The sequence below is a fragment of the Bacillus pretiosus genome (assembly GCF_052947655.1).
In genome coordinates, this window is record NZ_CM129593.1 from 545,001 (window position 1) to 571,795 (window position 26,795).

16 protein-coding genes, 16 tRNA genes and 2 rRNA genes (1 of these 34 only partly in view) are annotated in these 26,795 nt (G+C 36.0%); 32 read left to right on the forward strand and 2 right to left on the reverse strand.

Annotation, left to right across the window (positions count from 1 at the left end):
• From ACU8YW_RS02790 to ACU8YW_RS02870, 17 genes are all read left to right on the forward strand, one after another.
• Positions 1 to 1,522, forward strand: a 23S ribosomal RNA gene (locus ACU8YW_RS02790); it begins 1,400 nt to the left of the window's first position.
• A 100-nt stretch (positions 1,523 to 1,622) separates the two neighbouring features.
• Positions 1,623 to 1,738, forward strand: a 5S ribosomal RNA gene (gene rrf / locus ACU8YW_RS02795).
• Between the two features lie 8 nt (positions 1,739 to 1,746).
• Positions 1,747 to 1,821, forward strand: a tRNA-Asn gene (locus ACU8YW_RS02800).
• 2 nt (positions 1,822 to 1,823) lie between these two features.
• Positions 1,824 to 1,915, forward strand: a tRNA-Ser gene (locus ACU8YW_RS02805).
• 17 nt (positions 1,916 to 1,932) lie between these two features.
• A tRNA-Glu gene (locus ACU8YW_RS02810) sits at positions 1,933 to 2,007 on the forward strand.
• Positions 2,008 to 2,012: 5 nt separating this feature from the next.
• Positions 2,013 to 2,088, forward strand: a tRNA-Val gene (locus ACU8YW_RS02815).
• 24 nt (positions 2,089 to 2,112) lie between these two features.
• Positions 2,113 to 2,189 (forward strand) — tRNA-Met (locus ACU8YW_RS02820).
• Between the two features lie 3 nt (positions 2,190 to 2,192).
• Positions 2,193 to 2,268 (forward strand) — tRNA-Asp (locus tag ACU8YW_RS02825).
• Between the two features lie 9 nt (positions 2,269 to 2,277).
• A tRNA-Phe gene (locus tag ACU8YW_RS02830) sits at positions 2,278 to 2,353 on the forward strand.
• 18 nt (positions 2,354 to 2,371) lie between these two features.
• A tRNA-Thr gene (locus ACU8YW_RS02835) sits at positions 2,372 to 2,447 on the forward strand.
• A 10-nt stretch (positions 2,448 to 2,457) separates the two neighbouring features.
• Positions 2,458 to 2,541: transfer RNA gene (locus ACU8YW_RS02840), tRNA-Tyr, on the forward strand.
• Positions 2,542 to 2,548: 7 nt separating this feature from the next.
• A tRNA-Trp gene (locus ACU8YW_RS02845) sits at positions 2,549 to 2,622 on the forward strand.
• Between the two features lie 19 nt (positions 2,623 to 2,641).
• A tRNA-His gene (locus ACU8YW_RS02850) sits at positions 2,642 to 2,717 on the forward strand.
• A gap of 63 nt (positions 2,718 to 2,780) precedes the next feature.
• Positions 2,781 to 2,855, forward strand: a tRNA-Gln gene (locus tag ACU8YW_RS02855).
• Positions 2,856 to 2,859: 4 nt separating this feature from the next.
• Positions 2,860 to 2,934, forward strand: a tRNA-Gly gene (locus tag ACU8YW_RS02860).
• 14 nt (positions 2,935 to 2,948) lie between these two features.
• A tRNA-Cys gene (locus ACU8YW_RS02865) sits at positions 2,949 to 3,019 on the forward strand.
• A 9-nt stretch (positions 3,020 to 3,028) separates the two neighbouring features.
• Positions 3,029 to 3,110 (forward strand) — tRNA-Leu (locus tag ACU8YW_RS02870).
• Between the two features lie 212 nt (positions 3,111 to 3,322).
• On the opposite strand, the gene ACU8YW_RS02875 is transcribed toward ACU8YW_RS02870, so the two are convergent.
• Positions 3,323 to 3,643, reverse strand: a complete 321-nt coding sequence (locus tag ACU8YW_RS02875; protein WP_046956772.1) for a DUF3884 family protein — start codon at positions 3,641 to 3,643, stop codon at positions 3,323 to 3,325.
• 351 nt (positions 3,644 to 3,994) lie between these two features.
• Between ACU8YW_RS02875 and ACU8YW_RS02880 the strand changes: the two genes are divergently transcribed.
• From ACU8YW_RS02880 to ACU8YW_RS02935, 12 genes are all read left to right on the forward strand, one after another.
• Positions 3,995 to 4,714 carry a YebC/PmpR family DNA-binding transcriptional regulator gene (locus ACU8YW_RS02880; RefSeq protein ID WP_088610249.1) on the forward strand — a complete coding sequence of 240 codons (720 nt, stop codon included), beginning with the start codon at positions 3,995 to 3,997 and terminating at the stop codon, positions 4,712 to 4,714.
• A 148-nt stretch (positions 4,715 to 4,862) separates the two neighbouring features.
• A complete protein-coding gene (locus tag ACU8YW_RS02885) occupies positions 4,863 to 5,324 on the forward strand; it encodes an NUDIX hydrolase (RefSeq protein WP_088610250.1) in 462 nt (153 codons plus the stop codon).
• A gap of 427 nt (positions 5,325 to 5,751) precedes the next feature.
• Entirely contained in the window at positions 5,752 to 6,528 is a 777-nt protein-coding gene (locus ACU8YW_RS02890) for a transglycosylase domain-containing protein (RefSeq protein WP_088610251.1), read from the forward strand.
• Between the two features lie 188 nt (positions 6,529 to 6,716).
• Complete coding sequence (locus tag ACU8YW_RS02895) at positions 6,717 to 7,367, forward strand: DsbA family protein (RefSeq protein ID WP_426934353.1); 651 nt, start codon at positions 6,717 to 6,719, stop codon at positions 7,365 to 7,367.
• 114 nt (positions 7,368 to 7,481) lie between these two features.
• Positions 7,482 to 7,555: transfer RNA gene (locus tag ACU8YW_RS02900), tRNA-Gly, on the forward strand.
• Between the two features lie 199 nt (positions 7,556 to 7,754).
• A complete protein-coding gene (queG, locus tag ACU8YW_RS02905) occupies positions 7,755 to 8,897 on the forward strand; it encodes a tRNA epoxyqueuosine(34) reductase QueG (protein WP_048541846.1) in 1,143 nt (380 codons plus the stop codon).
• Between the two features lie 44 nt (positions 8,898 to 8,941).
• Positions 8,942 to 9,829 carry an amidase domain-containing protein gene (locus tag ACU8YW_RS02910; RefSeq protein WP_000260555.1) on the forward strand — a complete coding sequence of 296 codons (888 nt, stop codon included), beginning with the start codon at positions 8,942 to 8,944 and terminating at the stop codon, positions 9,827 to 9,829.
• A 58-nt stretch (positions 9,830 to 9,887) separates the two neighbouring features.
• On the forward strand, positions 9,888 to 10,376 hold the full coding sequence (trmL, locus tag ACU8YW_RS02915; RefSeq protein ID WP_000538149.1) for a tRNA (uridine(34)/cytosine(34)/5-carboxymethylaminomethyluridine(34)-2'-O)-methyltransferase TrmL: 489 nt from the start codon (positions 9,888 to 9,890) through the stop codon (positions 10,374 to 10,376).
• 127 nt (positions 10,377 to 10,503) lie between these two features.
• Positions 10,504 to 12,573, forward strand: coding sequence for a sensor domain-containing protein (locus ACU8YW_RS02920; protein ID WP_088610253.1), 2,070 nt, complete (start codon positions 10,504 to 10,506; stop codon positions 12,571 to 12,573).
• A gap of 392 nt (positions 12,574 to 12,965) precedes the next feature.
• A complete protein-coding gene (gene prkA / locus ACU8YW_RS02925) occupies positions 12,966 to 14,861 on the forward strand; it encodes an ATP-dependent protease PrkA (RefSeq protein WP_000353275.1) in 1,896 nt (631 codons plus the stop codon).
• Between the two features lie 446 nt (positions 14,862 to 15,307).
• Positions 15,308 to 16,483, forward strand: coding sequence for a sporulation protein YhbH (gene yhbH, locus ACU8YW_RS02930; protein WP_046957378.1), 1,176 nt, complete (start codon positions 15,308 to 15,310; stop codon positions 16,481 to 16,483).
• A gap of 129 nt (positions 16,484 to 16,612) precedes the next feature.
• Positions 16,613 to 19,483 carry an NEAT domain-containing protein gene (locus tag ACU8YW_RS02935; protein WP_426934354.1) on the forward strand — a complete coding sequence of 957 codons (2,871 nt, stop codon included), beginning with the start codon at positions 16,613 to 16,615 and terminating at the stop codon, positions 19,481 to 19,483.
• 211 nt (positions 19,484 to 19,694) lie between these two features.
• Here the strand turns inward: ACU8YW_RS02935 and opuD are convergent, their stop codons facing one another.
• A complete protein-coding gene (opuD, locus tag ACU8YW_RS02940) occupies positions 19,695 to 21,245 on the reverse strand; it encodes a glycine betaine transporter OpuD (protein WP_199695643.1) in 1,551 nt (516 codons plus the stop codon).
• Between the two features lie 268 nt (positions 21,246 to 21,513).
• Here opuD and colA point away from each other — a divergent pair, with 268 nt between their 5' ends.
• The 3 genes from colA (at position 21,514) to floT (ending at position 26,792) form a co-directional block, all read left to right on the forward strand.
• On the forward strand, positions 21,514 to 24,411 hold the full coding sequence (colA, locus tag ACU8YW_RS02945; RefSeq protein ID WP_199695644.1) for a collagenase ColA: 2,898 nt from the start codon (positions 21,514 to 21,516) through the stop codon (positions 24,409 to 24,411).
• A 245-nt stretch (positions 24,412 to 24,656) separates the two neighbouring features.
• A complete protein-coding gene (locus tag ACU8YW_RS02950; RefSeq protein ID WP_001173145.1) occupies positions 24,657 to 25,205 on the forward strand; it encodes an NfeD family protein in 549 nt (182 codons plus the stop codon).
• A gap of 12 nt (positions 25,206 to 25,217) precedes the next feature.
• Positions 25,218 to 26,792, forward strand: coding sequence for a flotillin lipid rafts scaffold protein FloT (gene floT, locus ACU8YW_RS02955; protein WP_000154996.1), 1,575 nt, complete (start codon positions 25,218 to 25,220; stop codon positions 26,790 to 26,792).
• Positions 26,793 to 26,795: the final 3 nt, after the last annotated feature.

Consider the following 26,795-nt stretch of genomic DNA (forward strand, 5'->3'; position numbering starts at 1 on the left):
GAGGCCGACAGGCGTAGGCGATGGACAACAGGTTGATATTCCTGTACCACCTCTTTATCGTTTGAGCAATGGAGGGACGCAGAAGGATAGAAGAAGCGTGCGATTGGTTGTGCACGTCCAAGCAGTTAGGCTGATAAGTAGGCAAATCCGCTTATCGTGAAGGCTGAGCTGTGATGGGGAAGCTCCTTATGGAGCGAAGTCTTTGATTCCCCGCTGCCAAGAAAAGCTTCTAGCGAGATAAAAGGTGCCTGTACCGCAAACCGACACAGGTAGGCGAGGAGAGAATCCTAAGGTGTGCGAGAGAACTCTGGTTAAGGAACTCGGCAAAATGACCCCGTAACTTCGGGAGAAGGGGTGCTTTCTTAACGGAAAGCCGCAGTGAATAGGCCCAAGCGACTGTTTAGCAAAAACACAGGTCTCTGCGAAGCCGTAAGGCGAAGTATAGGGGCTGACACCTGCCCGGTGCTGGAAGGTTAAGGAGAGGGGTTAGCGTAAGCGAAGCTCTGAACTGAAGCCCCAGTAAACGGCGGCCGTAACTATAACGGTCCTAAGGTAGCGAAATTCCTTGTCGGGTAAGTTCCGACCCGCACGAAAGGTGTAACGATTTGGGCACTGTCTCAACCAGAGACTCGGTGAAATTATAGTACCTGTGAAGATGCAGGTTACCCGCGACAGGACGGAAAGACCCCGTGGAGCTTTACTGTAGCCTGATATTGAATTTTGGTACAGTTTGTACAGGATAGGCGGGAGCCATTGAAACCGGAGCGCTAGCTTCGGTGGAGGCGCTGGTGGGATACCGCCCTGACTGTATTGAAATTCTAACCTACGGGTCTTATCGACCCGGGAGACAGTGTCAGGTGGGCAGTTTGACTGGGGCGGTCGCCTCCTAAAGTGTAACGGAGGCGCCCAAAGGTTCCCTCAGAATGGTTGGAAATCATTCGTAGAGTGCAAAGGCATAAGGGAGCTTGACTGCGAGACCTACAAGTCGAGCAGGGACGAAAGTCGGGCTTAGTGATCCGGTGGTTCCGCATGGAAGGGCCATCGCTCAACGGATAAAAGCTACCCCGGGGATAACAGGCTTATCTCCCCCAAGAGTCCACATCGACGGGGAGGTTTGGCACCTCGATGTCGGCTCATCGCATCCTGGGGCTGTAGTCGGTCCCAAGGGTTGGGCTGTTCGCCCATTAAAGCGGTACGCGAGCTGGGTTCAGAACGTCGTGAGACAGTTCGGTCCCTATCCGTCGTGGGCGTAGGAAATTTGAGAGGAGCTGTCCTTAGTACGAGAGGACCGGGATGGACGCACCGCTGGTGTACCAGTTGTTCTGCCAAGGGCATAGCTGGGTAGCTATGTGCGGAAGGGATAAGTGCTGAAAGCATCTAAGCATGAAGCCCCCCTCAAGATGAGATTTCCCATAGCGTAAGCTAGTAAGATCCCTGAAAGATGATCAGGTTGATAGGTTCGAGGTGGAAGCATGGTGACATGTGGAGCTGACGAATACTAATAGATCGAGGACTTAACCATATAATATGTAGCAATGTTATCTAGTTTTGAGAGAACATAAAAAACTTGTTGACTTTTAAAGAAAATAAGTTATAATAATGATTGTCTCAAAAGAATAATGTCTGGTAATGATGGCAGAGAGGTCACACCCGTTCCCATACCGAACACGGAAGTTAAGCTCTCTAGCGCCGATGGTAGTTGGGACCTTGTCCCTGTGAGAGTAGGACGTTGCCAGGCAATATTATTCCGCAGTAGCTCAGCGGTAGAGCTATCGGCTGTTAACCGATCGGTCGTAGGTTCGATTCCTACCTGCGGAGCCATTGGAGAGCTGTCCGAGTTGGCCGAAGGAGCACGATTGGAAATCGTGTATACGTCACAAGCGTATCAAGGGTTCGAATCCCTTGCTCTCCGCCATAGGATTTATAATATTTGGCCCGTTGGTCAAGTGGTTAAGACACCGCCCTTTCACGGCGGTAACACGGGTTCGAATCCCGTACGGGTCACCACTTTTGGAGGATTAGCTCAGCTGGGAGAGCACCTGCCTTACAAGCAGGGGGTCGGCGGTTCGATCCCGTCATCCTCCACCATATAAATTATATGAATAGTATTATCGCGGGGTGGAGCAGCACGGTAGCTCGTCGGGCTCATAACCCGAAGGTCGCAGGTTCAAATCCTGTCCCCGCAACCAAATGGTCCCGTGGTGTAGTGGTTAACATGCCTGCCTGTCACGCAGGAGATCGCCGGTTCGACCCCGGTCGGGACCGCCATTTTAATAAGGCTCGGTAGCTCAGTCGGTAGAGCAGAGGACTGAAAATCCTCGTGTCGGCGGTTCGATTCCGTCCCGAGCCACCATTTATCTTAATAATATACGCCGGCTTAGCTCAATTGGTAGAGCAACTGACTTGTAATCAGTAGGTTGGGGGTTCAAGTCCTCTAGCCGGCACCATGTAAGTTTCGGAGGGGTAGCGAAGTGGCTAAACGCGGCGGACTGTAAATCCGCTCCTTCGGGTTCGGCAGTTCGAATCTGCCCCCCTCCACCATTTACATAGGGGCATAGTTTAAAGGTAGAACTGAGGTCTCCAAAACCTCCAGTGTGGGTTCGATTCCTACTGCCCCTGCCAAATATATTTACACAACATGGCGGTTGTGGCGAAGTGGTTAACGCACCGGATTGTGGCTCCGGCATTCGTGGGTTCGATTCCCATCAGTCGCCCCATTTTTATTTTTAAAATTACAAATAATTTAATTGATACTTACATATAATTAAGTAAGAATTCGATGGGCTATAGCCAAGCGGTAAGGCAACGGACTTTGACTCCGTCATGCGCTGGTTCGAATCCAGCTAGCCCAGCCATTTTGCGGAAGTAGTTCAGTGGTAGAATACAACCTTGCCAAGGTTGGGGTCGCGGGTTCGAATCCCGTCTTCCGCTCCAATAAAATTTAACATGGCGGCATAGCCAAGTGGTAAGGCAGAGGTCTGCAAAACCTTTACCACCGGTTCAAATCCGGTTGCCGCCTTTCTTTTGTGCCGATGTGGCGGAATTGGCAGACGCGCACGACTCAAAATCGTGTTCCTTCGGGAGTGTCGGTTCGACCCCGACCATCGGTATCATGAACGGCGAAAAAAACTCTATACAATTAGTATAGAGTTTTTTTGTATTTTCTTTTCATTATATGACAAAATAAGTACAAAAAGTGTACGGTGAGTAGACTGCGAAACATTAAAAGGATAAAAACAAACATTCATTTTTATCCTTTTAATTGTGATATTCTATAAAATTCCAGCAGAATATTGTATATACAATATTCCCTTCGAGCACTCTAGAGAGAATTTCTCCAACCCGGTGACATGAAGTTAAATCCGACAGCACCAGTAGATATTAGTACATTATCAACGGTTAAGTTTGTAATTTCTAAAAACCTCTTTTCAAACTCTTCTTTGTTGTACTTGTACATAGTTGAGTGGCACGCCCACATGTGCGTTGAAGTACTCAACCAATCTCCTAATTCCTTTAATTCAGGAAATGACTCAAATTGAATTGGTTCATCTAATTTCATGAATCTCACTTGATAGATAGTTGGGTTTAACTTCTCTCCTATTCCTTTCAGACCATGTGCTTTTTTCTCATGTGAATGTGTCATACTTCTCCCTCCATCTCTCTTCAAATTTTTTCCTTTTTTTATTATACAACAATAGAAAGTAGTTATGGGAATATTATGGAAATATGTATCGGCTATATAAAAAGACTCTAACATTTCTGTTAGAGTCTTTTTTGTTAAATTATACTATGTGCTTCTAAAATTCGTAATAAATGTAGAAATTCATGTATAATATAACTTGTCGAAAGAACAAAATGATAGTAATTTATATTATGTCTGTAATATGAATCAAAAATGAACTTTTTATATTTCTTTTAAAAATGTGTTGAATACACATTATATTTCATATTAATATTTTTATGTAGATTTAAAACGGGAAAGAGAGTGGAAAGTATGGGTCGTAAATGGAATAATATTAAAGAAAAAAAAGCATCAAAAGATGCAAATACAAGCCGTATATACGCGAAATTTGGACGTGAGATTTATGTGGCAGCAAAACAAGGCGAGCCAGATCCAGAATCAAACCAAGCGCTTAGAGTTGTATTAGAACGTGCGAAAACATACAACGTACCAAGAACAATTATTGATCGTGCAGTTGAAAAGGCAAAAGGCGGTTCAGAAGAAAATTATGACGAGCTTCGTTATGAAGGATTCGGACCAAATGGATCTATGGTAATTGTAGATACACTTACAAATAACGTAAACCGTACTGCAGCAGATGTACGAGCTGCATTTAGCAAAAACAGTGGTAACATGGGTGTAAACGGTTCTGTAGCTTACATGTTTGATGCGACAGCTGTTATCGGTCTTGAAGGTAAAACATCAGATGAAGTTCTTGAAATTTTAATGGAAGCAGATGTTGATGCACGTGACATTCTAGAAGAAGAAGATTCTGTTATCGTGTATGCTGAACCTGATCAATTCCATTCCGTACAATCTGCACTTAAAGATGCTGGTGTTGAAGAATTCACAGTTGCAGAATTAACAATGCTTGCACAAAGTGATGTAGAACTTCCTGAAGAGGCTCAAGTACAATTTGAAAAAATGGTTGATGCATTAGAAGATCTAGAAGATGTGCAACAAGTTTACCACAACGTAGACTTAGGAGAATAATACGATAGAAGCCCCTGTTCATTTAACGGATAGGGGCTTTTTTTCATGAAGTTAATTAAGAGGATGAATTAGTAAAGGTATTTTGTTTTAGACAGGGAATATGCTTATAGGGATATATGAAATAATCATTATTTCTAGGAGGTTTAATATGGAACATAAAACACCAAAGCATATCGTTGCTGTAGCAGGTTATTTAACAAATGAAAAAGACGAAGTGTTATTAGCTAAAGTACATTGGCGATCGGATACGTGGGAGTTGCCAGGAGGACAGGTGGAAGAAGGAGAAGCGCTCGATCAAGCTGTTTGTAGGGAAATAAAAGAGGAAACAGGATTAACGGTGAAGCCTATCGGTATTACAGGAGTTTATTATAATGCTTCCATGCACATTCTAGGTGTTGTTTTTAAAGTGGCATACGTGAGCGGTGAAATACAAATTCAGCCTGAAGAAATACAAGAGGCTAAATTTGTTGTTTTAAATGAAGAGAATATAGATGAGTATATAACGCGTCCTCATATGAAATCCAGAACGCTTGATGCGATGAGAGCAACACATTGTATTCCGTACGAAACGTGGGAAGTGCAGCCATATAATTTAATAGGTAGATTGTGAAGAAAAGAGTAGCCGGTTTGAGATACAATCAAATCACTACTCTTTTTTGTATACTGTTTAAGAAAAAGGTCAAAATAATAATAGTGCTAGTATTGATTTCAGGAACGTTTGTTCTGTATAATGTATGATATATTGTATACATTTAGATTACTAGATACTTACAAATATATATTTTTGTAGATGATATAATGAAAATAGGATGTTTTAATAGGGAAGTATAGGCTTAAGGTATACTCTGTTATTGGTTTAGCATAATCTATATTCAATATTTCAGATGAATAGTAGATAAAAAAGGACTGTGATACAATACTTTTTTATACCTTACAATGATGTAAGGTACGTGTAAGAGAAATCGATGGGATATTTTTTTACAACAAGGTATTCTTAAAGTAAGAGTTATACGCTGTGTGGAAAAGAGGTGTTTAAGATGAAAGAACGAGTATTATCTAGGGTGAACTATCATCAAAAAGTTGCATTAAATCCAATGACTAAATTCTTTTATAAAGCCATTATTTTATTATTATTGTTAAGTTGTACGTTATTATTCATTGGAAATATAATGATCGAGCAAAGTGATATTAGTAAATTACATGTACCTGCTAAGTTAGAGGTGCCAGAATCATTAACACATGCATTTATTGCGACAGAAGATAAAAGGTTTTATCATCATAACGGTTTAGATTATATAGCGATTGTCAGAGCGTCTGTTGAGAATATAAAAGCTGGTGGTGTTGTGCAAGGCGGAAGCACAATTACACAACAGTTATCCAAAAATGCCTTTTTAACGAATGAACGTACATTTTCTCGTAAGTGGAAAGAAATTTTTTATACGAAAAAAATTGAACGGACATTTACGAAGGATGAAATTTTAAAATTGTATGTAAGTAATATTTATTACGGAGAAGGAGCATGGGGAATTGAAAAAGCAGCAAACCTTTACTTCGGTAAAAAGGTGAGCCAATTAACGTTGGCTGAAAGTGCAATGATGGCTGCTGTAGTAAAGGCACCCGCTTATTACTCACCTGCACAAAATTATGATAAGGCCGTAGAGAGACGAAATGTCGTTTTGAGATTAATGGAGAAAGAAGGCTATATCAATCATAATGAGTATGTGCAAGCAGTTAGTGAGAAGTTAGTAATTCGTCATGATATAAAAACAGAGCAGTCGATGTTAAAGAGTGCTCGTGAAAAAGCAGTAAGCTAAAGGAAGTTCCTACATAGGAGCTTCCTTTTTTTGAATAAATTGTGACAAATTGTGACACAATATCGTCACAATTATTGTGTTTTTGTAATTTATGTGAGCGTGTTCATTGCGTGACGTATATAAGTGTTGATATTATGTGTATTGTGTACAATGCTGTATACAGAATATGAATTTAAAGAGGAATGTATATGAAATCAAATAAACTCATGGCTCTTGGTGTAGTTTTTTCTATCGCAGTATTGATTGTAATCGGAACAATTGCGTATAGCATCATAAATGACAAAAAAGATAAAGGGAATGAGATGTTTGCTTATTCCACACAACAATCTTTAGGGAAAGATGATGCCCCAGTTAAGGTAGTTGAATTTGGAGACTTCAAATGTCCTGCTTGTCGTACTTGGGATGTAACAGTATTACCACGATTAAAAGAAGAGTATATCGATAAAGGTAAAGTGCAGTTATACTTTATTAACTTCCCATTTATCGGAAAAGACTCTGATTTAGGTGCAGCAGCTGGTGAAGCAATTTATAAACAAGATCAAGATTCATTCTGGATTTTCTACGATGAGATTTATCAAAGTCAAAAGAAAGACACGGAAGAATGGATTACAGAAGAATTACTTCTTAACATTGTGAAAGAGAAGCTTCCGAAAGTTGATGTAGAACAATTTAAGAAAGATTTACACAGTAAAGAAATAAAAGAAAAAGTACGTAAAGATTCAGATCGTGCTCAAAAATTAAAAGTTCAAGGTGCTCCTTCAGTATATATAAACGGAAATCTTGCAAACCCTGATTTGGATAGTATGAAGAAGGCGATTGATAAAGAATTGAAAAAGTGATGAGATACTCATCACTTTTTCGACTTTTTTCGATAAAATTCTTGCTTCCGTTTTTTTTACATGCTATACTACTTTACATAAGTTATTCTAATATCTTATATTTATTTCATATTTGCGGGTGTAGTTTAGTGGTAAAACAAGAGCCTTCCAAGCTCTGGTCGAGAGTTCGATTCTCTTCACCCGCTCCAAATTTTATTAAATGTTTTTCTATAAATTGTGATCAACGCAGTGTTTCGTTTCTAAGATAAACGAGGCATTGCGTTTTTTAATGTTTGAAAAACATAATTGTATGCGAAAATAGAAGTAAAGAATAGTATTCCAAAAGTGAATTGCTAACCAATATAGTCGTTACATAAGGGATGGATTCATCTGAGGAGGCGATTAGGAATGGATTTTGAACAATTAAAGCAAGATGTCATTGCGTATAGTAAAACAATTGGTATAGATAAAATAGGCTTTGCTAGTGCCTCACCATTTGAGGAATTAAAGCAGAGGTTAATCCAGCAACAACAATTAAATTATCAATCGGGATTTGAAGAGTCTGATATAGAAAAGAGAACGAACCCACAGCTTCTACTACCTGGTGCAAAATCAATTATTGCGATTGCATTAGCGTATCCTTCAAAATTAAAAAATGCACCATTAAGTAAGCGCGGAGAACGCCGCGGTATTTTTTGTCGTGCCTCTTGGGGACAAGATTATCATCTTGTTTTACGAGATCGTTTGCAAAAATTAGAAGCATATTTAATCGAAAAACTTCCCGATATAGAAGTTAAGTCAATGGTTGATACGGGTGAATTAAGTGATCGAGCTGTTTCGGAGCGTGCCGGTATTGGATGGAGTGGTAAGAATTGCGCTATTATTACACCTGAATTTGGTTCGTATGTATATTTAGGAGAAATAATTACAAACGTTCCCTTCCCACCAGATCAGCCGATAGAAGATCAATGTGGAAGTTGTACAAAATGTATTGATGTTTGTCCTACAGGCGCTTTAATACAAGGAGGACAGTTAGATTCGAAGAAATGTATTGCATTTTTAACACAAACGAAAGGATTCCTACCGGAAGAATACCGCGACAAAATAGGAAATCGTATTTATGGATGTGATACATGTCAGACTGTTTGTCCGAAAAATAAAGGAATGGATTTTCATAATCATCCTGAGATGGAACCAGATCCTGAGTTAGTTAAGCCGTTATTAACACCACTTTTAACAATTAGCAATCGTGATTTTAAAGAGAAATATGGAATTATGTCTGGTTCATGGAGAGGTAAAAAGCCGTTGCAACGAAATGCAATTTTGGCACTTGCGCATTTTAAAGAGGCATCAGCAATTCCAGATTTAATTGGTGTTATGAAAGACGATCCAAGACCAGTACTTCGCGGAACAGCAGCATGGGCACTTGGGAAAATTGGTGGAGATGGCGTGGGCGAAGCTATTGAAAAAGCGATGCAACGTGAGAAAGATGAAGAGGTTCTTCATGAAATGAATCGCGGACTTGAATTGTTAGCGCAGAAAAAAGAGTAGATAATATCTCCCTTCTTCATATTGTAATATGGGAGGGAGACGAAATGGTTGTAAAAATAAATATTGAAAAGCAAGTACAACAATTTTTAGCATATGTAACAGAGAAACGAACAAATGTAGATGGTATTGCTGAAGATTTATTACAAATAGCACAGAGAAAGAAACAATTGTTTCAAAAGCGTAATGCAGAGATAGTGAAAGCAACTGCGGATGTTTCTTTCATGAGACAATTAAATAATAGCAATCATCAAGAAATTGATTATCAAATACATTTTAAATATTTAATTAAACATAAAGAATTATTTTATATCGAAGAGGAACAACTAAAACGAAGAGTTTGTTTAAATAATAGTCGGGTAATAGGTGATTATGCTATTGAAGTGCCAGAAGCAGTTGGAATGAGTGAGACGTTAGAAAGGGAAGTTACAAAAGAGAAGTATGGTTCTTATCAGTACAACCGTTTAGAGGCGGTTAAATATGCAGAGCGTTGGTGGGATGATCGAAACCCTGTATATCGTAATTTCCCTGATAATTGTACGAATTTTATTTCTCAATGTCTTCATACTGGAGAAGTACCAATGAATGGATATCCTAATATTCGCAAAGGATGGTGGCAAAGGGAGAATCAGTGGAGTTGGAGCTGGGCTGTCGCACACTCTTTTTATTGGTATTTGTCAGGTGCTACAACAGGGCTTCGAGCTGAAGCGGTAGAAAGGCCAGAGGACCTTATTCTTGGTGATGTCATCGCTTATGATTTCGAGGATGATGGTAGGTGGAATCATACGACGATTGTAGTAGCAAAAGACGCAGATGGTATGCCACTTGTAAATGCACATTCAGCGAATAGCCGTCGGCGTTATTGGAACTATGAAGATTCTAGTAAATATACACCACAAATGAAATATAAATTCTTTCATATTATTAATGGGTAGAGATTTTTCGCTCAAGTGGTATAATACGTAGTAGACAAAAAACAGAGGTGAATATCGCGTGGGAGTACATGTTGTTTTATATCAACCAGAAATTCCAGCAAATACAGGGAATATTGCTCGTACTTGTGCAGCAACTGGAACAGAATTACATTTGATTAGACCGCTTGGATTTTCAACGGATGATAAAATGTTAAAGCGTGCAGGATTAGATTATTGGCAGCACGTGAAAGTTACGTATTATGATTCAATTGAAGAATTTTATGAGAAAAATAAAGACGGTGAATTCTTCTATTTAACAAAGTATGGCGAGAAAGCTCATACAGCATTTGATTATAGCAAACGTGAGAAGGATTACTATTTTGTATTTGGAAGAGAAACAAACGGCTTACCAGCTAATGTAATCGAAGAAAATTTCGATCATTGTTTACGTATTCCAATGACTGATAAAGTGCGCTCATTAAATTTATCTAATACAGCAGCTATTTTAATTTATGAAGCATTCCGTCAACAAAATTATCCGGGATTAGATTTAGAAATTGTTTATTAAAAGTCGCCATATGGCGACTTTTTTTCTAAAAATAAAAATAATATGTAATCATACATTTAAAAAAGGGTACATATTCATATAGAATGGGATATATGAATAAAAATAGATTAGACGGGTTGAGATAAATATGAAGGAACAATATAATAATCAAAATACCTTTTTAAGTATGATAGATATGGATTTAATAAGAAGAGGACTATTACATGCTATTCAAGATTTAGTATTTATTGTGAAAGTTATGGATGAGGAAACCTTTAAATATATTTATGTAAATAAGATAGGTATGGATTATGCGAAGCTAGGCGAAGAATGTTATGGAAAAACGTTTGCTGAAGTATTATCAGAAGATACGGCGGAAATATTGCGAGTGCAATATGCAAAAGTAGCGAGCGAAGCGAAAGCACATACCTTTTGTGATGTAGTTAGTTTACCAAAGGGTGAGTTACATTATGAATCTTCACTTAATCCTGTATTCGACGAAGAAGGAGTATGTCAGTTTATTATTTGTATTACGAGGGATATCACAGCTCAGATTGAGGAAAAGGCAGAGATAGAGGAAAAACAAATGTTGTTTAAGTCGTTATTAGAATATAATAATGACTCCATTATATCTATGGATTCTATAGGTAGAATTACATATGCAAATCCAGCAACGTATGAAATATTTGGATATCGATATGAAGAATTACATAATAAATTTATTTTTGAATTTATTAATAAGGAATATGAAAAAGATTTTCAAATTATATTTAAAGGAGCCCTGCAAGGAAGGGCAAAACAAATTGTTTCAAGGAAATATGTTCATAAAGAAGGGTACGAGCTCTATATTTCTTTGAGAACTATTCCGATTATTGTGAACGCCGAAATTGTTGGGGTATATATTGTTACGAGGGATGTTACAAGGCAAGTATTGAATGAAATGCGAACAGAATATTTAGCTTATTATGACCAATTAACAGGATTAATGAATAGAATTTCATGTGCAAATAAGTTAAATGTTTTTTTAAATGATAATACAGAGTTTGCACTTGTTTTTATAGATTTAGATGAATTTCACCTTATTAATGATACTTTTGGTCATAAAGAAGGAGATAAAGTATTACAAAAAGTTACAGAATGTTTAAGCAGTCTTCAAATAGACGGTATGCACTTATTTAGAGAACACGATGATCAATTTGTTATGTTAATAGAAAATATAACGAAAGAACGTGTAGAGATAGTTGCAAAAAGCATACTAAAAAAGATTAGTGAACATTTTGTAATCGAAGAAGAGGACGTCTATTTAAGTGCGTCAATCGGAATTGTAATGGCTCCAACAGATGGAGAGGATGAAAAAATATTATTCCAAAGAGTTGATGCTGCTTTGGAAAAAGCAAAAGAAAAAGGAAAAGGGCATTATCAGTTTTATTGCAGTGGATTAGATTGTGAGCGTGAACAAAGATTTATAATAGAAAACCAATTGCATCGTGCTATAGAAAAAAATGAATTCTGCTTGTATTATCAGCCACAAATGAATATTGAAACGAAAAAAATAGCGAGTATGGAAGCTTTAATAAGGTGGGAGAATAAAGAATTGGGATTTGTCTCTCCCAATCAATTTATTCCGCTAGCAGAAAGAACAGGATTTATTATTAAGCTTGATGAATGGGTAGTAAATGAAGTGTGTCGGCAAATACGTGAATGGTTAAATAAAGGATATGAAGTTGTCCCGATTGCAGTTAATATTTCAGCCAGGCACTTTCGCTCGATTACATTAATAGAGATGATTACACGGGCGTTACATAAGTACAATGTACCAGCTCATCTATTAGCGATAGAGGTTACAGAAGGAGCCCTTATGCATAAAGACATATCGAAAAGGGTATTGCTACAATTAAAAGAACAAAATTTAAAGATTCATTTAGATGATTTTGGGACGGGATATTCATCTTTAAGTTATTTAAAAACGTATCCAATTGATACGTTGAAAATCGATCGTTCTTTTATGGAAGGTATACATGTGGATGAACGTGATACGAATATTACAGCTGCAATTATTCATTTAGCTCATACTTTGGAATTGAATGTAATTGCAGAAGGTGTAGAAAAGGCGGAACAAATACAATTTTTGAAGGAAAAGAATGTGAAGTTTGTGCAAGGTTATTATTATAGCCGACCTTTATCAAAATATGATGTGGAAAATGTGTATTATAAATGATTGATAAAAAAAGTGATGTGCTAAGAAGCACATCACTTTTTTTGTGTACCGGGTTTATCATTGTAACCAGATGTGAAAATAGCTGTAAGAAATGTGAGTGATACACCTAAAATTAATAATAATTTCATACTAATATCCCTCCTATTTTTCAGTTTACGAATCTTAAATATGAATCAAAATGTATGTAAGGTTCTTGGAAGAAAAGAATTTATTTAAAATGAATAGAGGTGTAAAAACTTTAATACCTATATTATACAGAATTTTCTTTGAATTTTGGAGAGAATTTTATAGCACTACTGTATATTTCATTTTGATTTAAAGAATGTTTAAGGACATCCTAGCATACCTTTTATAATAATCCGATTGAACAAGGAGATGGGGGAGGAGCTATAATGGATATTCTAAAAAAGATTGAACAGCATCGAGCAGCAGAAGAACGGTTACAATGGGAAGGTACGTTTGCGGAGTATTTAGAGCTTGTGAAGGAAAGACCATGGGTGGCTCAAACAGCACACTCTCGCATTTACAATATGATAAAAGATGCTGGAATCGAAGAAGTAGATGGTAGAAGAAAGTATAACTTCTTTAGTAATCAGCTATTTGGATTAGAGGATGCTTTAGAACGTCTTGTGGAGGAATATTTTCATCCATCTGCAAAACGATTAGATGTTAGAAAACGTATTTTATTATTAATGGGTCCTGTTAGTGGCGGGAAATCAACATTAGTTACGATGCTGAAACGAGGATTAGAAACATATTCACGAACAGATCGAGGCGCAATTTTTGCAATTAAAGGCTGCCCAATGCATGAAGATCCACTGCATTTAATTCCGCATCATTTACGGGATGATTTCTTTGGTGAGTATGGAGTTAGAATTGAAGGGAATTTATCGCCATTAAACGTAATGCGTCTAGAGCAAGAATATGGTTCAAGAATTGAGGATGTAGTTGTAGAGCGTATTTTCTTCTCGGAAGATCGCCGTACAGGGATTGGTACATTTAGCCCGTCTGATCCTAAATCACAAGATATCGCCGATTTAACAGGTAGTCTGGACTTTTCAACAATCGCAGAATATGGTTCAGAATCAGATCCACGAGCGTATCGCTTCGATGGAGAATTGAATAAGGCAAACCGTGGGATGATGGAATTCCAAGAGATGTTAAAATGCGACGAGAAGTTTTTATGGCATTTATTATCGCTTACGCAAGAAGGGAATTTCAAAGCGGGAAGATTTGCGCTTATTTCAGCAGATGAATTAATTGTAGCGCATACGAATGAAACGGAGTATCGTTCCTTCATAGCAAACAAGAAAAATGAAGCATTGCACTCAAGAATTATTGTAATGCCAGTTCCATACAATTTACGAGTGAGTGAAGAAGAACATATTTATGAAAAAATGATTCGTGAAAGTGATGTATCCAATGTGCATATTGCACCGCACACACTTCGCGTTGCAGCAATGTTTACGATTTTAACTCGTTTAAAAGATCCGAAGCGTCCAGATATTGATTTAATTAAAAAGATGCGTTTATATGATGGAGAAACGGTAGAAGGCTATAATGCGATTGATGTAGAGGAGCTGCAACGTGAATATCAAGATGAAGGTATGAGAGGTATTGACCCTCGTTATGTTATTAACCGAATTTCTTCTACAATTATTCGAAAAGAGGTACCATCTATTAACGCATTAGATGTACTTAGATCGCTCAAAGACGGGTTGGATCAGCATCCGTCAATTAGTAATGAAGATCGAGAGCGTTATATGAATTTCATCTCATTAGCGAGAAAAGAATATGATGAAATTGCGAAGAAAGAAGTACAAAAAGCATTCGTGTATTCATATGAAGAATCAGCGAAGACACTTATGGATAATTACTTAGATAACGTTGAAGCATATTGCAATAAATCGAAATTACGTGATCCATTAACAGGTGAAGAAATGAGTCCAGATGAAAAGCTAATGCGCTCAATTGAGGAGCAAATTGGAATTTCAGAAAATGCTAAGAAAGCATTCCGTGAAGAAATTTTAATTCGCATTTCTGCTTATGCGCGTAAAGGAAAACGCTTTGATTATAATTCACATGAGCGTCTTCGCGAAGCGATTCAGAAAAAACTATTTGCTGATTTAAAAGATATAGTGAAAATTACAACATCAACGAAAACGCCAGACGAAAATCAGCTTAAGAAAATCAATGATGTTGTTGCACGCTTAATTGATGAGCACGGCTATAATTCTTCATCTGCGAATGAATTATTACGCTATGTAGGTAGTCTGCTAAACCGATAGTTTGATAACAAAACGCTGTCTCTTGTATTTTGCGGGACAGCGTTTTATTATCCATTTATATGTGTAAAGTGTCATACCTTGTCCAAATGTAATAAATTAAGATACAATTTCATGAATTTATTGTCAATTATTTTTACAATATGCATATGATAGAGTAACCAACCATTCATACGAAAAAAGCCAACACAATACAATATGTTGCAAAGTGTAAATGTGTGCAACTATGCATTGTGTTTCTTTCTTATCAACGGCTGAATATTTCTTTCTAGTATGTGAGTGGCAAAATTTTGTTTAGGATGCTCGGAGTATTATATGAAAAACGTTATATATGTTTATGGGATGAATTTCGATGGGCAGTTATCTTTCATTCTAGCTTGCACAGTATAAAACAAAATTTCTAGCTTACTGTTCATAAGGGAAGACAATTACAGTAAGGAGGGAAAGAAATGGGTGAAGAAAACCAACCAAATTATACGATTTCACAGGAAAACTGGTCCCTCCATCGCAAAGGATATGACGACCAACAACGCCATCAAGAAAAAGTACAAGAGGCAATTAAGAATAATTTACCCGATCTTGTAACAGAAGAAAGCATAGTTATGTCTAATGGTAAGGATGTTGTAAAAATACCGATTCGTTCTTTAGATGAATATAAGATTAGGTACAATTATGATAAAAACAAACACGTTGGGCAAGGAAATGGTGACAGCAAAGTTGGTGATGTCGTTGCGAGAGATGGATCAGGTGGTCAAAAGCAAAAAGGACCAGGAAAAGGGCAAGGAGCAGGGGACGCGGCTGGAGAAGATTATTATGAAGCTGAAGTCTCTATTTTAGAATTAGAGCAAGCATTTTTCAAAGAGTTAGAGCTGCCTAATTTAAAGAGAAAAGAAATAGATGAAAACCGGATTGAACATGTTGAATTTAATGACATTAGAAAGACTGGATTATGGGGAAATATCGATAAGAAACGAACGATGATATCCGCATATAAACGAAATGCGATGCGTGGTAAAGCCTCTTTTCATCCGATTCACCAAGAAGATTTAAAGTTCCGTACTTGGAATGAAGTATTAAAGCCAGATTCAAAAGCTGTTGTATTAGCGATGATGGATACGAGTGGATCGATGGGAATATGGGAGAAATATATGGCACGTAGCTTCTTTTTCTGGATGACGCGATTTCTACGAACGAAGTATGAAACAGTAGATATTGAGTTTATTGCCCATCATACGGAGGCAAAAGTAGTTCCAGAGGAAGAGTTTTTCTCAAAAGGAGAAAGTGGCGGAACGATATGTTCTTCTGTATATAAAAAAGCACTCGAGCTAATTGATAATAAATACTCACCAGACCGCTATAATATTTATCCATTCCATTTTTCAGACGGTGATAATTTAACATCAGATAATGCTAGATGTGTAAAGCTTGTCGAAGAGTTAATGAAGAAGTGTAATATGTTTGGATATGGGGAAGTGAACCAGTACAACCGCCATAGTACCCTCATGTCAGCCTATAAAAATATTAAAGATGAGAATTTTAGATATTATATTTTAAAGCAAAAAGCAGACGTATTCCATGCGATGAAGAGCTTTTTTAAAGAAGAAACCGGAGAAAAAATGGCATAACCCCCTTAAAAAGGGGTTATTTTTTTGTTAACTTTTTATTTTTTTAGTTGACATTGATAATGAAAATCATTATCATTTATTCGAGATATGATTACATTTAGATTTATATATTTTGGAGGAGATGTAAAGTTGAAAAAAAATAAAAGAAAACATATAAATGCGATGATTATCGCTGCGGCGTTATCACTTCCATTTGCCACGTATTCAACGCCTGCTTTAGCGGCAGTAGCAATTGAGGCTAATAAAAAGGGCTATGCTTTAGAAGATGGTACATATGATGCTGTTATGAAAGCATATAAAGATAAAACGAATGAGGAGTCTATGGCAGCTGTTTATATAAAGGATCCTAAGTTAACGATTGAGAATGGAAAGAAAATGGTAACGGCAACGTTAAGTGATAGTGATTTCTTCAAATACTTGAAAACAGAAGATATTCATACTCCTGGTGTGTTTCATGATGTAAAAGTAATATCAGAAGATAAAAAGAAAAACGGAACGAAAGTGATTCAGTTTGAAGTAGGAGAATTAGGAAAAAGATATAATATGCAAATGCATATTTATATTCCGACAATGGCCTATGATAATAAATATCAAGTGCAGTTTGAAGTAAATGCTTTAAATTTAGAAAATAATGTTCCAGAAAAGCAAAAGGAAAATAAAGAGGATCAACAGGATGAAGACGGAAATGTAATATTAGATAAGCAATTACAAAGGCATATTAATAAGTATAATTTAAATAGAGAGAATCTAAATACGCCAATAACTAAGGAAGATTTATTAAAAGTTAAATCTTTAATAGTCGTTGAAGCGAAAAGTAAAGGAATACAAGACGTAACTGGTTTAGAATATATGACGAACTTAGAAACCTTAACATTGGAAGAAGTTAAGTTAGAAAATATACAATTTATCTCGAGTTTGAGACAATTGAAATCATTAAGTATAACTTATGGTGAACTTAAAGATATTGGACCTTTGGCTGAGTTAGAACATATCGAAAGTTTAAGCTTGAGAAACAATAAAATCTCGGATTTAAGCCCATTGAGTCAAATGAAGAAGATCAAAATGCTAGATTTAAATAGTAATTATATAAAAGATATTAAACCATTATTTACAGTAACAACTTTAAAGACTTTGACTGTAGCAAATAATCAAATTAGTAATGCTAATCTTGCTGGGATTGAGCAATTGAAGAATGTGAAGAGTTTATCTTTAAGCAACAATGGACTGACTAATATTGAACATATTACACCAATGAAAAAGTTAGTAGAGTTAGATCTTTCTAAAAATGAATTAGAAAACATCGAACCTGTATCAAGATTGTCTACCGTACAATCACTTAATTTAGAAGAAAACTATATCTCAGACATAACGCCACTTAGCCACTTAACAGGTTTATACGATTTAAAGCTAGGGTCAAATGAAATTCGTGATGTTAGACCGGTTCAAGAGTTAGGGAAAAGAATGTACATTGATATTCAAAGACAAAAAATCTTTTTAGATGATGTAGAAAAAGATAAGGAAGTTAAAATACCTATCTATAATTTACAAGGAGAGCCACTCGATACTGTTCAATTAAAGAATGGAGATGGAGTAGTTAATAATGGTTCTGTTAAATGGAGTACTACTGGTGAAAAAACATACGAATTTCTGTTGGATATAAAACCAGAAGAGAATCGTATTAAGTTTAATGGAACAGTAATTCAAAATGTTGTTGAAAGGTTAGATGAAATAAAAGGAAATGATGAACAAAAGGAAAATATAATTCTTGATAAAACTTTACAACAACATATTAATAAAGAGAATTTAGGTAGAGAGAATTTAAACGCTCCTATCACAAAAGAAGATTTATTGCAGATTAAAAAATTAGAGATACTTAAAGAAAAAGGGGAAAATATAAAAGATATAACAGGTTTAGAATATATGATGAACTTAGAAAAACTTACTTTAGAAGGAGTAGGTTTGAAGAATATTGAATTTATCTCAAACTTAGAAAAGTTGAACGATGTGAATGTATCTCATAATCAGATTGAAGATATAACACCACTATCTTCATTAAAAAGTTTACAGTGGTTAAATCTTGCTGATAATCAAATTAAAGATGTTTCAGTTCTTAGCCCAATGTTAGACCTACTCAGTTTAAAATTAGCTGGAAATGAGATTCGTGATGTAAGGCCGTTAATACAATTAGGCCAATGGTTTTCAATTGATGCCGGCAGACAGAAAATCTTTTTAGATGAAGCAAAAGTAAATGAAGAAATTCAAGTTCCTGTATATGATTTAGAAGGAGAAATTATTGAGAATATTAAACTGACAAGTGAGGGTGGAACATTTAATAACCGAGTAATAAAATGGAGTACTCCAGGTGAAAAGGTGTATAAATTTGATTTAGATTCGGATGAAATTAGTATAAGTTTTAACGGAACAGTAATCCAGAATATAGTTGAAAAAGAAGAAGAAAAAGAACCAGCAAAAGAAGTTGAAGAATCAAAAGAAGAGCCAAAAGAACCAGCAAAAGAAGCTGAAGAATCAAAAGAAGAAGAAAAAGAACCAGCAAAAGAAGTTGAAGAACCAAAAGAAGAAGTGAAAGAACCAACAAAAGAAATTGAAGAATCGAAAGAAGAAGAAAAAGAGCCAACAAAAGAAGTTGAAGAATCGAAAGAAGAAGTAAAGGAACCGTCAAAAGAAGTTGAAGAATCGAAAGAAGAAGAAAAAGAGCCGGTAAAAGAAACAGGAAAAGAAATTGAAGGTTCAAAAGACGCAGTAAATCAATCCGCAGTAGTTCAAGAAAAAAACGTGGATAATCAAGTTGTGGCAGAAAAAGTAGTAGCGAATCAAAGTGTGAAAGAAAATAAACCAGCAGTTACTAAGCAAGAAGAAAGTAAGAAATCGCTAGGAGCAACAGGTGGTCAAGAAAATAATGTATCTTTATTTGGTGGCTTAGCATTAGTTCTTTCAGCACTGAGTATGTTTGTATTTAGAAAGAGATTATTTAAGAAATAAAAACGCTTAATCTTATTATAATGTAAAACAGTTATATAAGGTGTTAAGAAGAAAGCATGTTTACAACACTATATAATAGAGTAAAACCCATTCGTATGAAAATTATATTTCATACGAATGGGTTTTATTTAATTTATTTTGCAGCCCTCAGTAATAATGGATTCAGGACTAATCGGAGGACCGAATTCTTCTTTAGGAGAGGTGCTAATCGTTACATAACCTTCTTTATTTTTTGCGGAACTTCTTTTGCTTGTAAATTAACATCTTCTTTTCGAAGCTCCTTAAAGAGCGAAATGACCATAAGAACAACTACGATAGAAAATGGTAGCGCGGCAATTATAGCTGCTATTTGCAGTGCATTTAATCCTCCAGCTTGTAATAAAATAGCAGCAATTATCGCGATTGTTAATCCCCATATAAGTTTTAAACTATTTTTCGGTGATAAGCTTCCGTTACTCGTTTGCATTGAAACAACAAATGTTGCCGAGTCAGCAGAAGTAACGAAAAATGTGGCTACTAAAATTAACCCGATAATTGTTAAAAATGTAGAGAACGGTAGGTGTGAAATAACAGCAAATAATCCAATCTCTGTACCATTTTTTGCGATTTCATCAGCTATACCAAGCGATTGGAACATTTCCATATGGATAGCGGTACCGCCAAATACTGCAAACCAAAATGTACAGATAAGAGTTGGGACTAATACAACTCCAATAATAAATTCTTTTATTGTACGCCCTTTAGAAATACGAGCGATGAATGTACCGACGAATGGAGACCAAGATATCCACCATCCCCAATAGAAAATAGTCCAGTTTTCAATCCAAGAAGAAGATTTTTCATTAAATGCTCCTAAATTTAATCCCATACTAGGTAAAGCTCCGATATAAGAACCTAGTGTAGATGTGAAATATTTCATAATAAATACAGTCGGTCCTAAAAGTAAAAAGGAGACGAGTAAAATACCTGCAAGAGAGAAATTTAAGTTACTCAAATATTTAATCCCACGATCTAAGCCTGTTTGTGCACTTGTTAAATATAAAACAGCGAAGATGGCGATAAGTACAAGCTGTGTAAGTACAGTGTTATGAATAGAAGGGAATAAATAGCTTAATCCTCCGGCGATTTGTTGAGCACCAATCCCAACAGATGGCACAATACCGAATACTGTGGCTAAAACAGCCAAAATATCGACTGTTTTTCCGATAGGAGAATTTTTCGATCGATTAAATAATGGAGTAACTGTAGCCCCAATTGTGCTACCTTTTTGTTTACGGAATGTGAAATATGCAATTGTTAAAGCAACCATCGCGTATAGTGACCACGGAAAGAGTCCCCAGTGGAAAAATGAATATTGCATAGCGAGTTTGGCGCTTTCCTCTGTACCTGCTTTTCCTGTTAATGGATCTGTAAAATGTGCAATCGGTTCAGTGATTCCATAAAAGAGCAATCCAATTCCCATTCCTGCTCCAAACAACATGGATAGCCAAGATGGATAACTATACTGTGGTTTTTCTCCATCTTTACCAAGACGAATAGAACCGTACTTAGAAAATGCTAAATAAGTGGCTAAAATAATCATTGCGGTCATAAGTAGAGAGTAAAACCATCCAAATTTATTGAGGATAAATGAGTTTAAGGAAGATGTAACACTTTGCAAATCATAGCCTTGTATCCAACTTGCCGGGGTAATTCCCCATATAATGAATAATGTTGTTAGCAAGATGGAGATATAAAATACACTGTTTTCTTTTTTTATCATAGAATCCCACCTTTGTTTAATAAAGTTAACAATTATATTAACTATAACAATTAAAAGATTAATTGTCAAAAAATTCGATTTTTATCTTGTGTAAAAGGACAGTTTAATCGCTATGGATTCATAATTATTGGAGGTTAGATAAAGGTAAGTCTGTTCACGATATGTACAAAATATAGGAAGAAATAATATGAAATATTGCATTTTATATTGTTGTATCTAGATTTTATGTTAAATTCTTCAAGGGAATATATAAATAGGGGGCAATGATATGAACAAGAAATCAAAGATTAATAAAGTGATGCTTAGTATTAGTACAATGGCGCTATCGTTAGGAGCAATTCAAACGAATGTATCAGCAGAAGAAAAGGTGCCATACAATGTATTGCATTCGAAACCAGTTGGGATTGAAAAACCAGTAGATGAGATTGGACATGTTTCTAAAGCAGAGGAAACATTATCGTTTCAAGAACGTTTAAAAGTAGGAGACTTTTCACAGCGACCAGCATCTATTATGAAGAGCTCAGAAGTAAAGCAAATTAAAGAAAGCTATTCAATGGTTGATTTAAACAAAATGAATAATCAAGAATTGGTTGAAACGCTAGGAAGTATTAAATGGAATCAAATTACAGACTTATTCCAGTTCAATGAAGATGCAAAGGCTTTTTATAAAGACAAAGGGAAAATGCAAGCAGTTATAGATGAATTAGCTCACCGAGGTAGTACGTTTACGAAAGATGATTCAAAAGGAATTCAAACGTTTACAGAAGTGTTACGTTCAGCTTTTTATCTCGCATTTTACAATAATGAATTAAGTGATTTAAATGAGAGAAGCTTCCAGGATAAATGTTTACCTGCTTTAAAAGCAATTGCAGCCAATCCAAACTTTAAGCTTGGTACATATGAGCAAGATGCAGTCGTATCTGCATACGGTAAATTAATTAGTAATGCTTCAAGTGATGTGGAAACGGTTCAATACGCATCGAATATTTTAAAACAATACAATGATAATCTTCATACGTATGTAGACGATCGTATGAAAGGACAAGCTGTATACGATATGATGCAAGGTATTGATTATGATATGCAATCTTATTTATTTGAAACTCGTAAAGAAGCAAAAGATACAATGTGGTACGGGAAAATAGATGGATTTATTAATGAAATAAATCGTATTGCTCTTTTAAATGAAGTAACACCAGAAAATAAGTGGCTCGTTAATAATGGAATTTATTTTGCTAGTCGTTTAGGGAAGTTTCATAGTAATCCAAATAAAGGTTTAGAGGTTGTTACACAAGCAATGCATATGTATCCGCGTTTAAGTGAGCCGTATTTTGTTGCAGTAGAACAAATTACAACAAATTATAACGGAAAAGATTATAGCGGTAATACTGTAGATTTAGAGACGATACGTAAAGAAGGAAAAGAACAGTACTTACCAAAAACGTATACATTCGACGATGGATCTATCGTATTTAAAACAGGAGATAAAGTATCAGAAGAAAAAATTAAGAGACTATACTGGGCTGCAAAGGAAGTAAAAGCACAGTATCATCGTGTAATTGGGAATGACAAAGCATTAGAGCCAGGTAATGCAGACGACGTATTAACGATAGTAATCTATAATACTCCAGACGAATATCAGTTAAACAGACAACTGTATGGATATGAAACAAACAACGGTGGCATTTATATAGAAGAAACAGGTACATTCTTTACATATGAGCGTACGCCAGAACAAAGTATTTATAGTTTAGAAGAGTTATTCCGTCATGAGTTTACTCATTATCTTCAAGGGAGATTTGAAGTGCCAGGTTTATTTGGAAGAGGAGATATGTATCAAAATGAGAGATTAACTTGGTTCCAAGAAGGAAATGCAGAATTTTTCGCAGGATCTACTCGTACAAATAATGTAGTACCGAGAAAGAGCATCATTAGTGGATTATCATCTGATCCTGCAAGCCGTTATACAGCAGAGCGCACATTATTTGCTAAATATGGTTCTTGGGATTTCTATAATTACTCGTTCGCATTGCAATCTTATTTATATACACATCAATTTGAAACATTTGATAAAATTCAAGATTTAATTCGTGCAAATGACGTGAAAAATTATGATGCCTATCGTGAGAATTTAAGTAAAGATTCTAAACTAAATAAAGAGTATCAAGAGTATATGCAACAGCTAATTGATAATCAAGATAAATATAATGTACCGGAAGTAGCAGATGATTATTTAGCTGAACATGCACCAAAATCGTTAACAGCAGTAGAGAAAGAAATTAGTGATACGTTGCCAATGAAAGAGGCAAAAATGACAAAACATAGCTCCCAATTCTTTAATACATTTACACTAGAAGGCACATTTACAGGTAGTGTAACAAAAGGTGAATCTGAAGATTGGAACGAAATGAGTAAACGAGTAAATGAAGCACTAGAACAACTGGCGCAAAAAGAATGGAGTGGCTACAAAACTGTTACAGCATACTTCGTCAATTATCGTGTGAATAGTTCAAATGAATTTGAATATGATGTAGTCTTCCACGGTATCGCAAAAGATGATGGAGAAAATAAAGCTCCAACGGTTAATATAAATGGACCTTATAATGGGCTTGTAAAAGAAGGAATTCAATTTAAAAGTGATGGCTCAAATGATGAAGATGGAAAAATTGTTTCTTATTTATGGGAATTTGGAGATGGCAGCACAAGTGCAGAAGTTAATCCAATACATGCATATGAAAGAGAAGGAATTTATAAAGTAGCGTTAAGAGTAAAAGATGATAAAGGTAAAGAGAGCAGAAACGAAACCACTGTTACGATTAAAGATGGAAGTTTAACAGAATTAGAACCAAATAATCGTCCAGAGGAAGCAAATCGTATCGGGCTAAACACTACTATAAAAGGTAGCCTTATCGGCGGAGATCACACCGATGTTTATACATTTAATGTAGCATCAACGAAAAATATCGATATTTCCGTTTTAAATGAGTATGGAATCGGGATGACATGGGTGCTTCATCATGAATCAGATATGCAAAATTATGCCGCTTACGGTCAAGCTAATGGAAATCATATAGAGGCAAAATTTAATGCAAAACCAGGTAAGTATTATTTGTATGTATATAAATATGATAATGGCGATGGAACGTACGAATTATCAGTAAAATAAGTGCTTTTCCAATGTATGTTTAACTTTACTTTTTGTGGAAAATAGTATATTATATAGATATATAATATATCGGTTATTTACTAGGAGGAGCCTGTCACAATAGGTTTCTCCTGTTCTTTTTTAGGGGCCTGTCTTACAGGCTTTTCTTTAAAGGGTAAATAACTGAAAATTAAGAACTATAATCTTTGAAAGAGGTGGGCATACACATAATAAAAAAGGGATTGTTTAAGAGAGGGGGATAAGAAATGGCTTTGTTTGGTTATCCACTTGAAACAATTTATTTATACGGATTTATTATTGCTACTATACTCACTGTTATTTATATCTTTTTTGGAGATATATTTGAATCCATATTTAGTTTTGGAGGCGGATCTGTATCCGTTGTTACTTTATTACTTAGTTTTTTCGCCATGTTATGTGGACTTAGTTATATAGGAGAATATTTATTTTCCTTTAATAGCATTCTTATTTTCGGGTCTGCATTTGCTATATCCTTTATTGGTGTTTTCATAATGAAAATATTAATTTTAAAGCCGATTGCAGAAGCAGAACAAAACACTGTGCAGCGTATGGATGAATTTATTGGTTGTAAGGGAGAGGTCATTACGACTATTCCTACAGAAGGGTTTGGTGAAGTATTAATTTCCTCCCAATTTGGAAACAATGCAATCCTAGCTAAAACAGTTGGAAAGAAAGATATTTCACAAGGAACTGAAGTTATTATCGAGGGAGTCCAAGATGGTGTTCTGCTTGTACAGAACATTGCTTATTCTTTAAAGAAACCAAAATTATAAGGGGGAATTTACATGACGATTCCATTAATTATCGGTGGAGTATTACTCGCAATTTTAATTCTACTCATTTTAGTATTCATTACAAAGTATCGAACAGTTGGACCAGATGAAGCATTAATTGTTACTGGAAACTGGCTTGGTGGCGGGAAAAATGTAGTTACCACTGATGATGGAAAGAAGATTAAGATTATTCGTGGCGGCGGTACTTTCGTAGTTCCGATTATGCAAAGAGCAGAGCCTTTAAGTCTATTAAACTACAAATTAGAAGTGGGAACACGTGATACGTATACGAAACAAGGTGTACCGATTACAGTAAATGGTGTTTCTATTATTAAAGTAGGGTCTACCATTGAAGAAGTTTCTACAGCAGCTGAACAATATTTAGGAAAAGAAACAGAAGAGTTGAAAATAGAAGCAAAAGAAGTTTTAGAAGGGCATCTACGTGCTATTTTATCTTCTATGACAGTAGAAGATGCCTATAGTAATAGAGAGCAATTTGCTCAAAAGGTACATGAAGTAGCTTCTACAGATTTAAAGAAGATGGGACTTCGCATCGTTTCCTTTACAATTAAAGAAATCATGGATAAGAACGGTTACTTAGATGCACTTGGTCAGCCACAAATTGCGATGGTTAAGCGTGATGCAACAGTTGCAAATGCAGAGCGTGAAAAAGAGGCGCGAATTGAAAAAGCTCGTGCTGAGAAAGAAGCGAAAGAAGCTGAGTATCAACGTGATGCACAAATCGCTGAAGCTGAAAAACATAAAGAGTTAAAAGTACAATCTTATAAGAGAGACCAAGAACAAGCTCGCGCAGATGCAGATCTTTCCTATGAATTACAACAAGCAAAAGCGCAACAAGGTGTTACAGAAGAGCAAATGCGCGTTAAAATCATTGAGCGTGAAAAGCAAATTGAATTAGAAGAAAAAGAGATTGCGCGTCGTGAAAAGCAATATGATGCAGAAGTAAAGAAAAAGGCAGATGCAGATCGCTATGCTGTTGAACAATCAGCAGAAGCGGAAAAAGTAAAACAAATGAAAAAAGCAGATGCAGATCAATATAAAATTGAAGCGGAAGCAAGAGCACGTGCAGAAGAAGTTCGTGTAGAAGGTTTAGCGAAGGCGGAAATCGAAAAAGCGCAAGGTCAAGCAAAAGCAGAAGTACAAAAAGCACAAGGTACAGCGGAAGCAGATGTTATCAGATTAAAAGGTTTAGCAGAAGCGGAAGCAAAACAAAAAATTGCAGAGGCATTTGAGTTATATGGCCAAGCGGCGATTATGGATATGGTTCTTAACATGCTTCCAAGTTATGCGAAGGAAGTTGCAAGCCCACTTAGCAACATTGATAAAATTACAGTTGTCGATACAGGTGGCGGTGGTAAAAATAGCGGTGCCGGAAAAGTTGCAGGTTATGCGACTGATTTAATGGCAACGATGCAAGAAACATTAAAAGCTTCTTCTGGCATTGATTTAAAAGAGTTATTAGAAGGATTTGCTGGAAAAGGAGCAGTACAACAATTATCAAACGATAAACCTGTTGTATCTGTAGTAGAAGATGCGAAAAAAGAAGTAGAAAAAGATAAAGAATAGTAA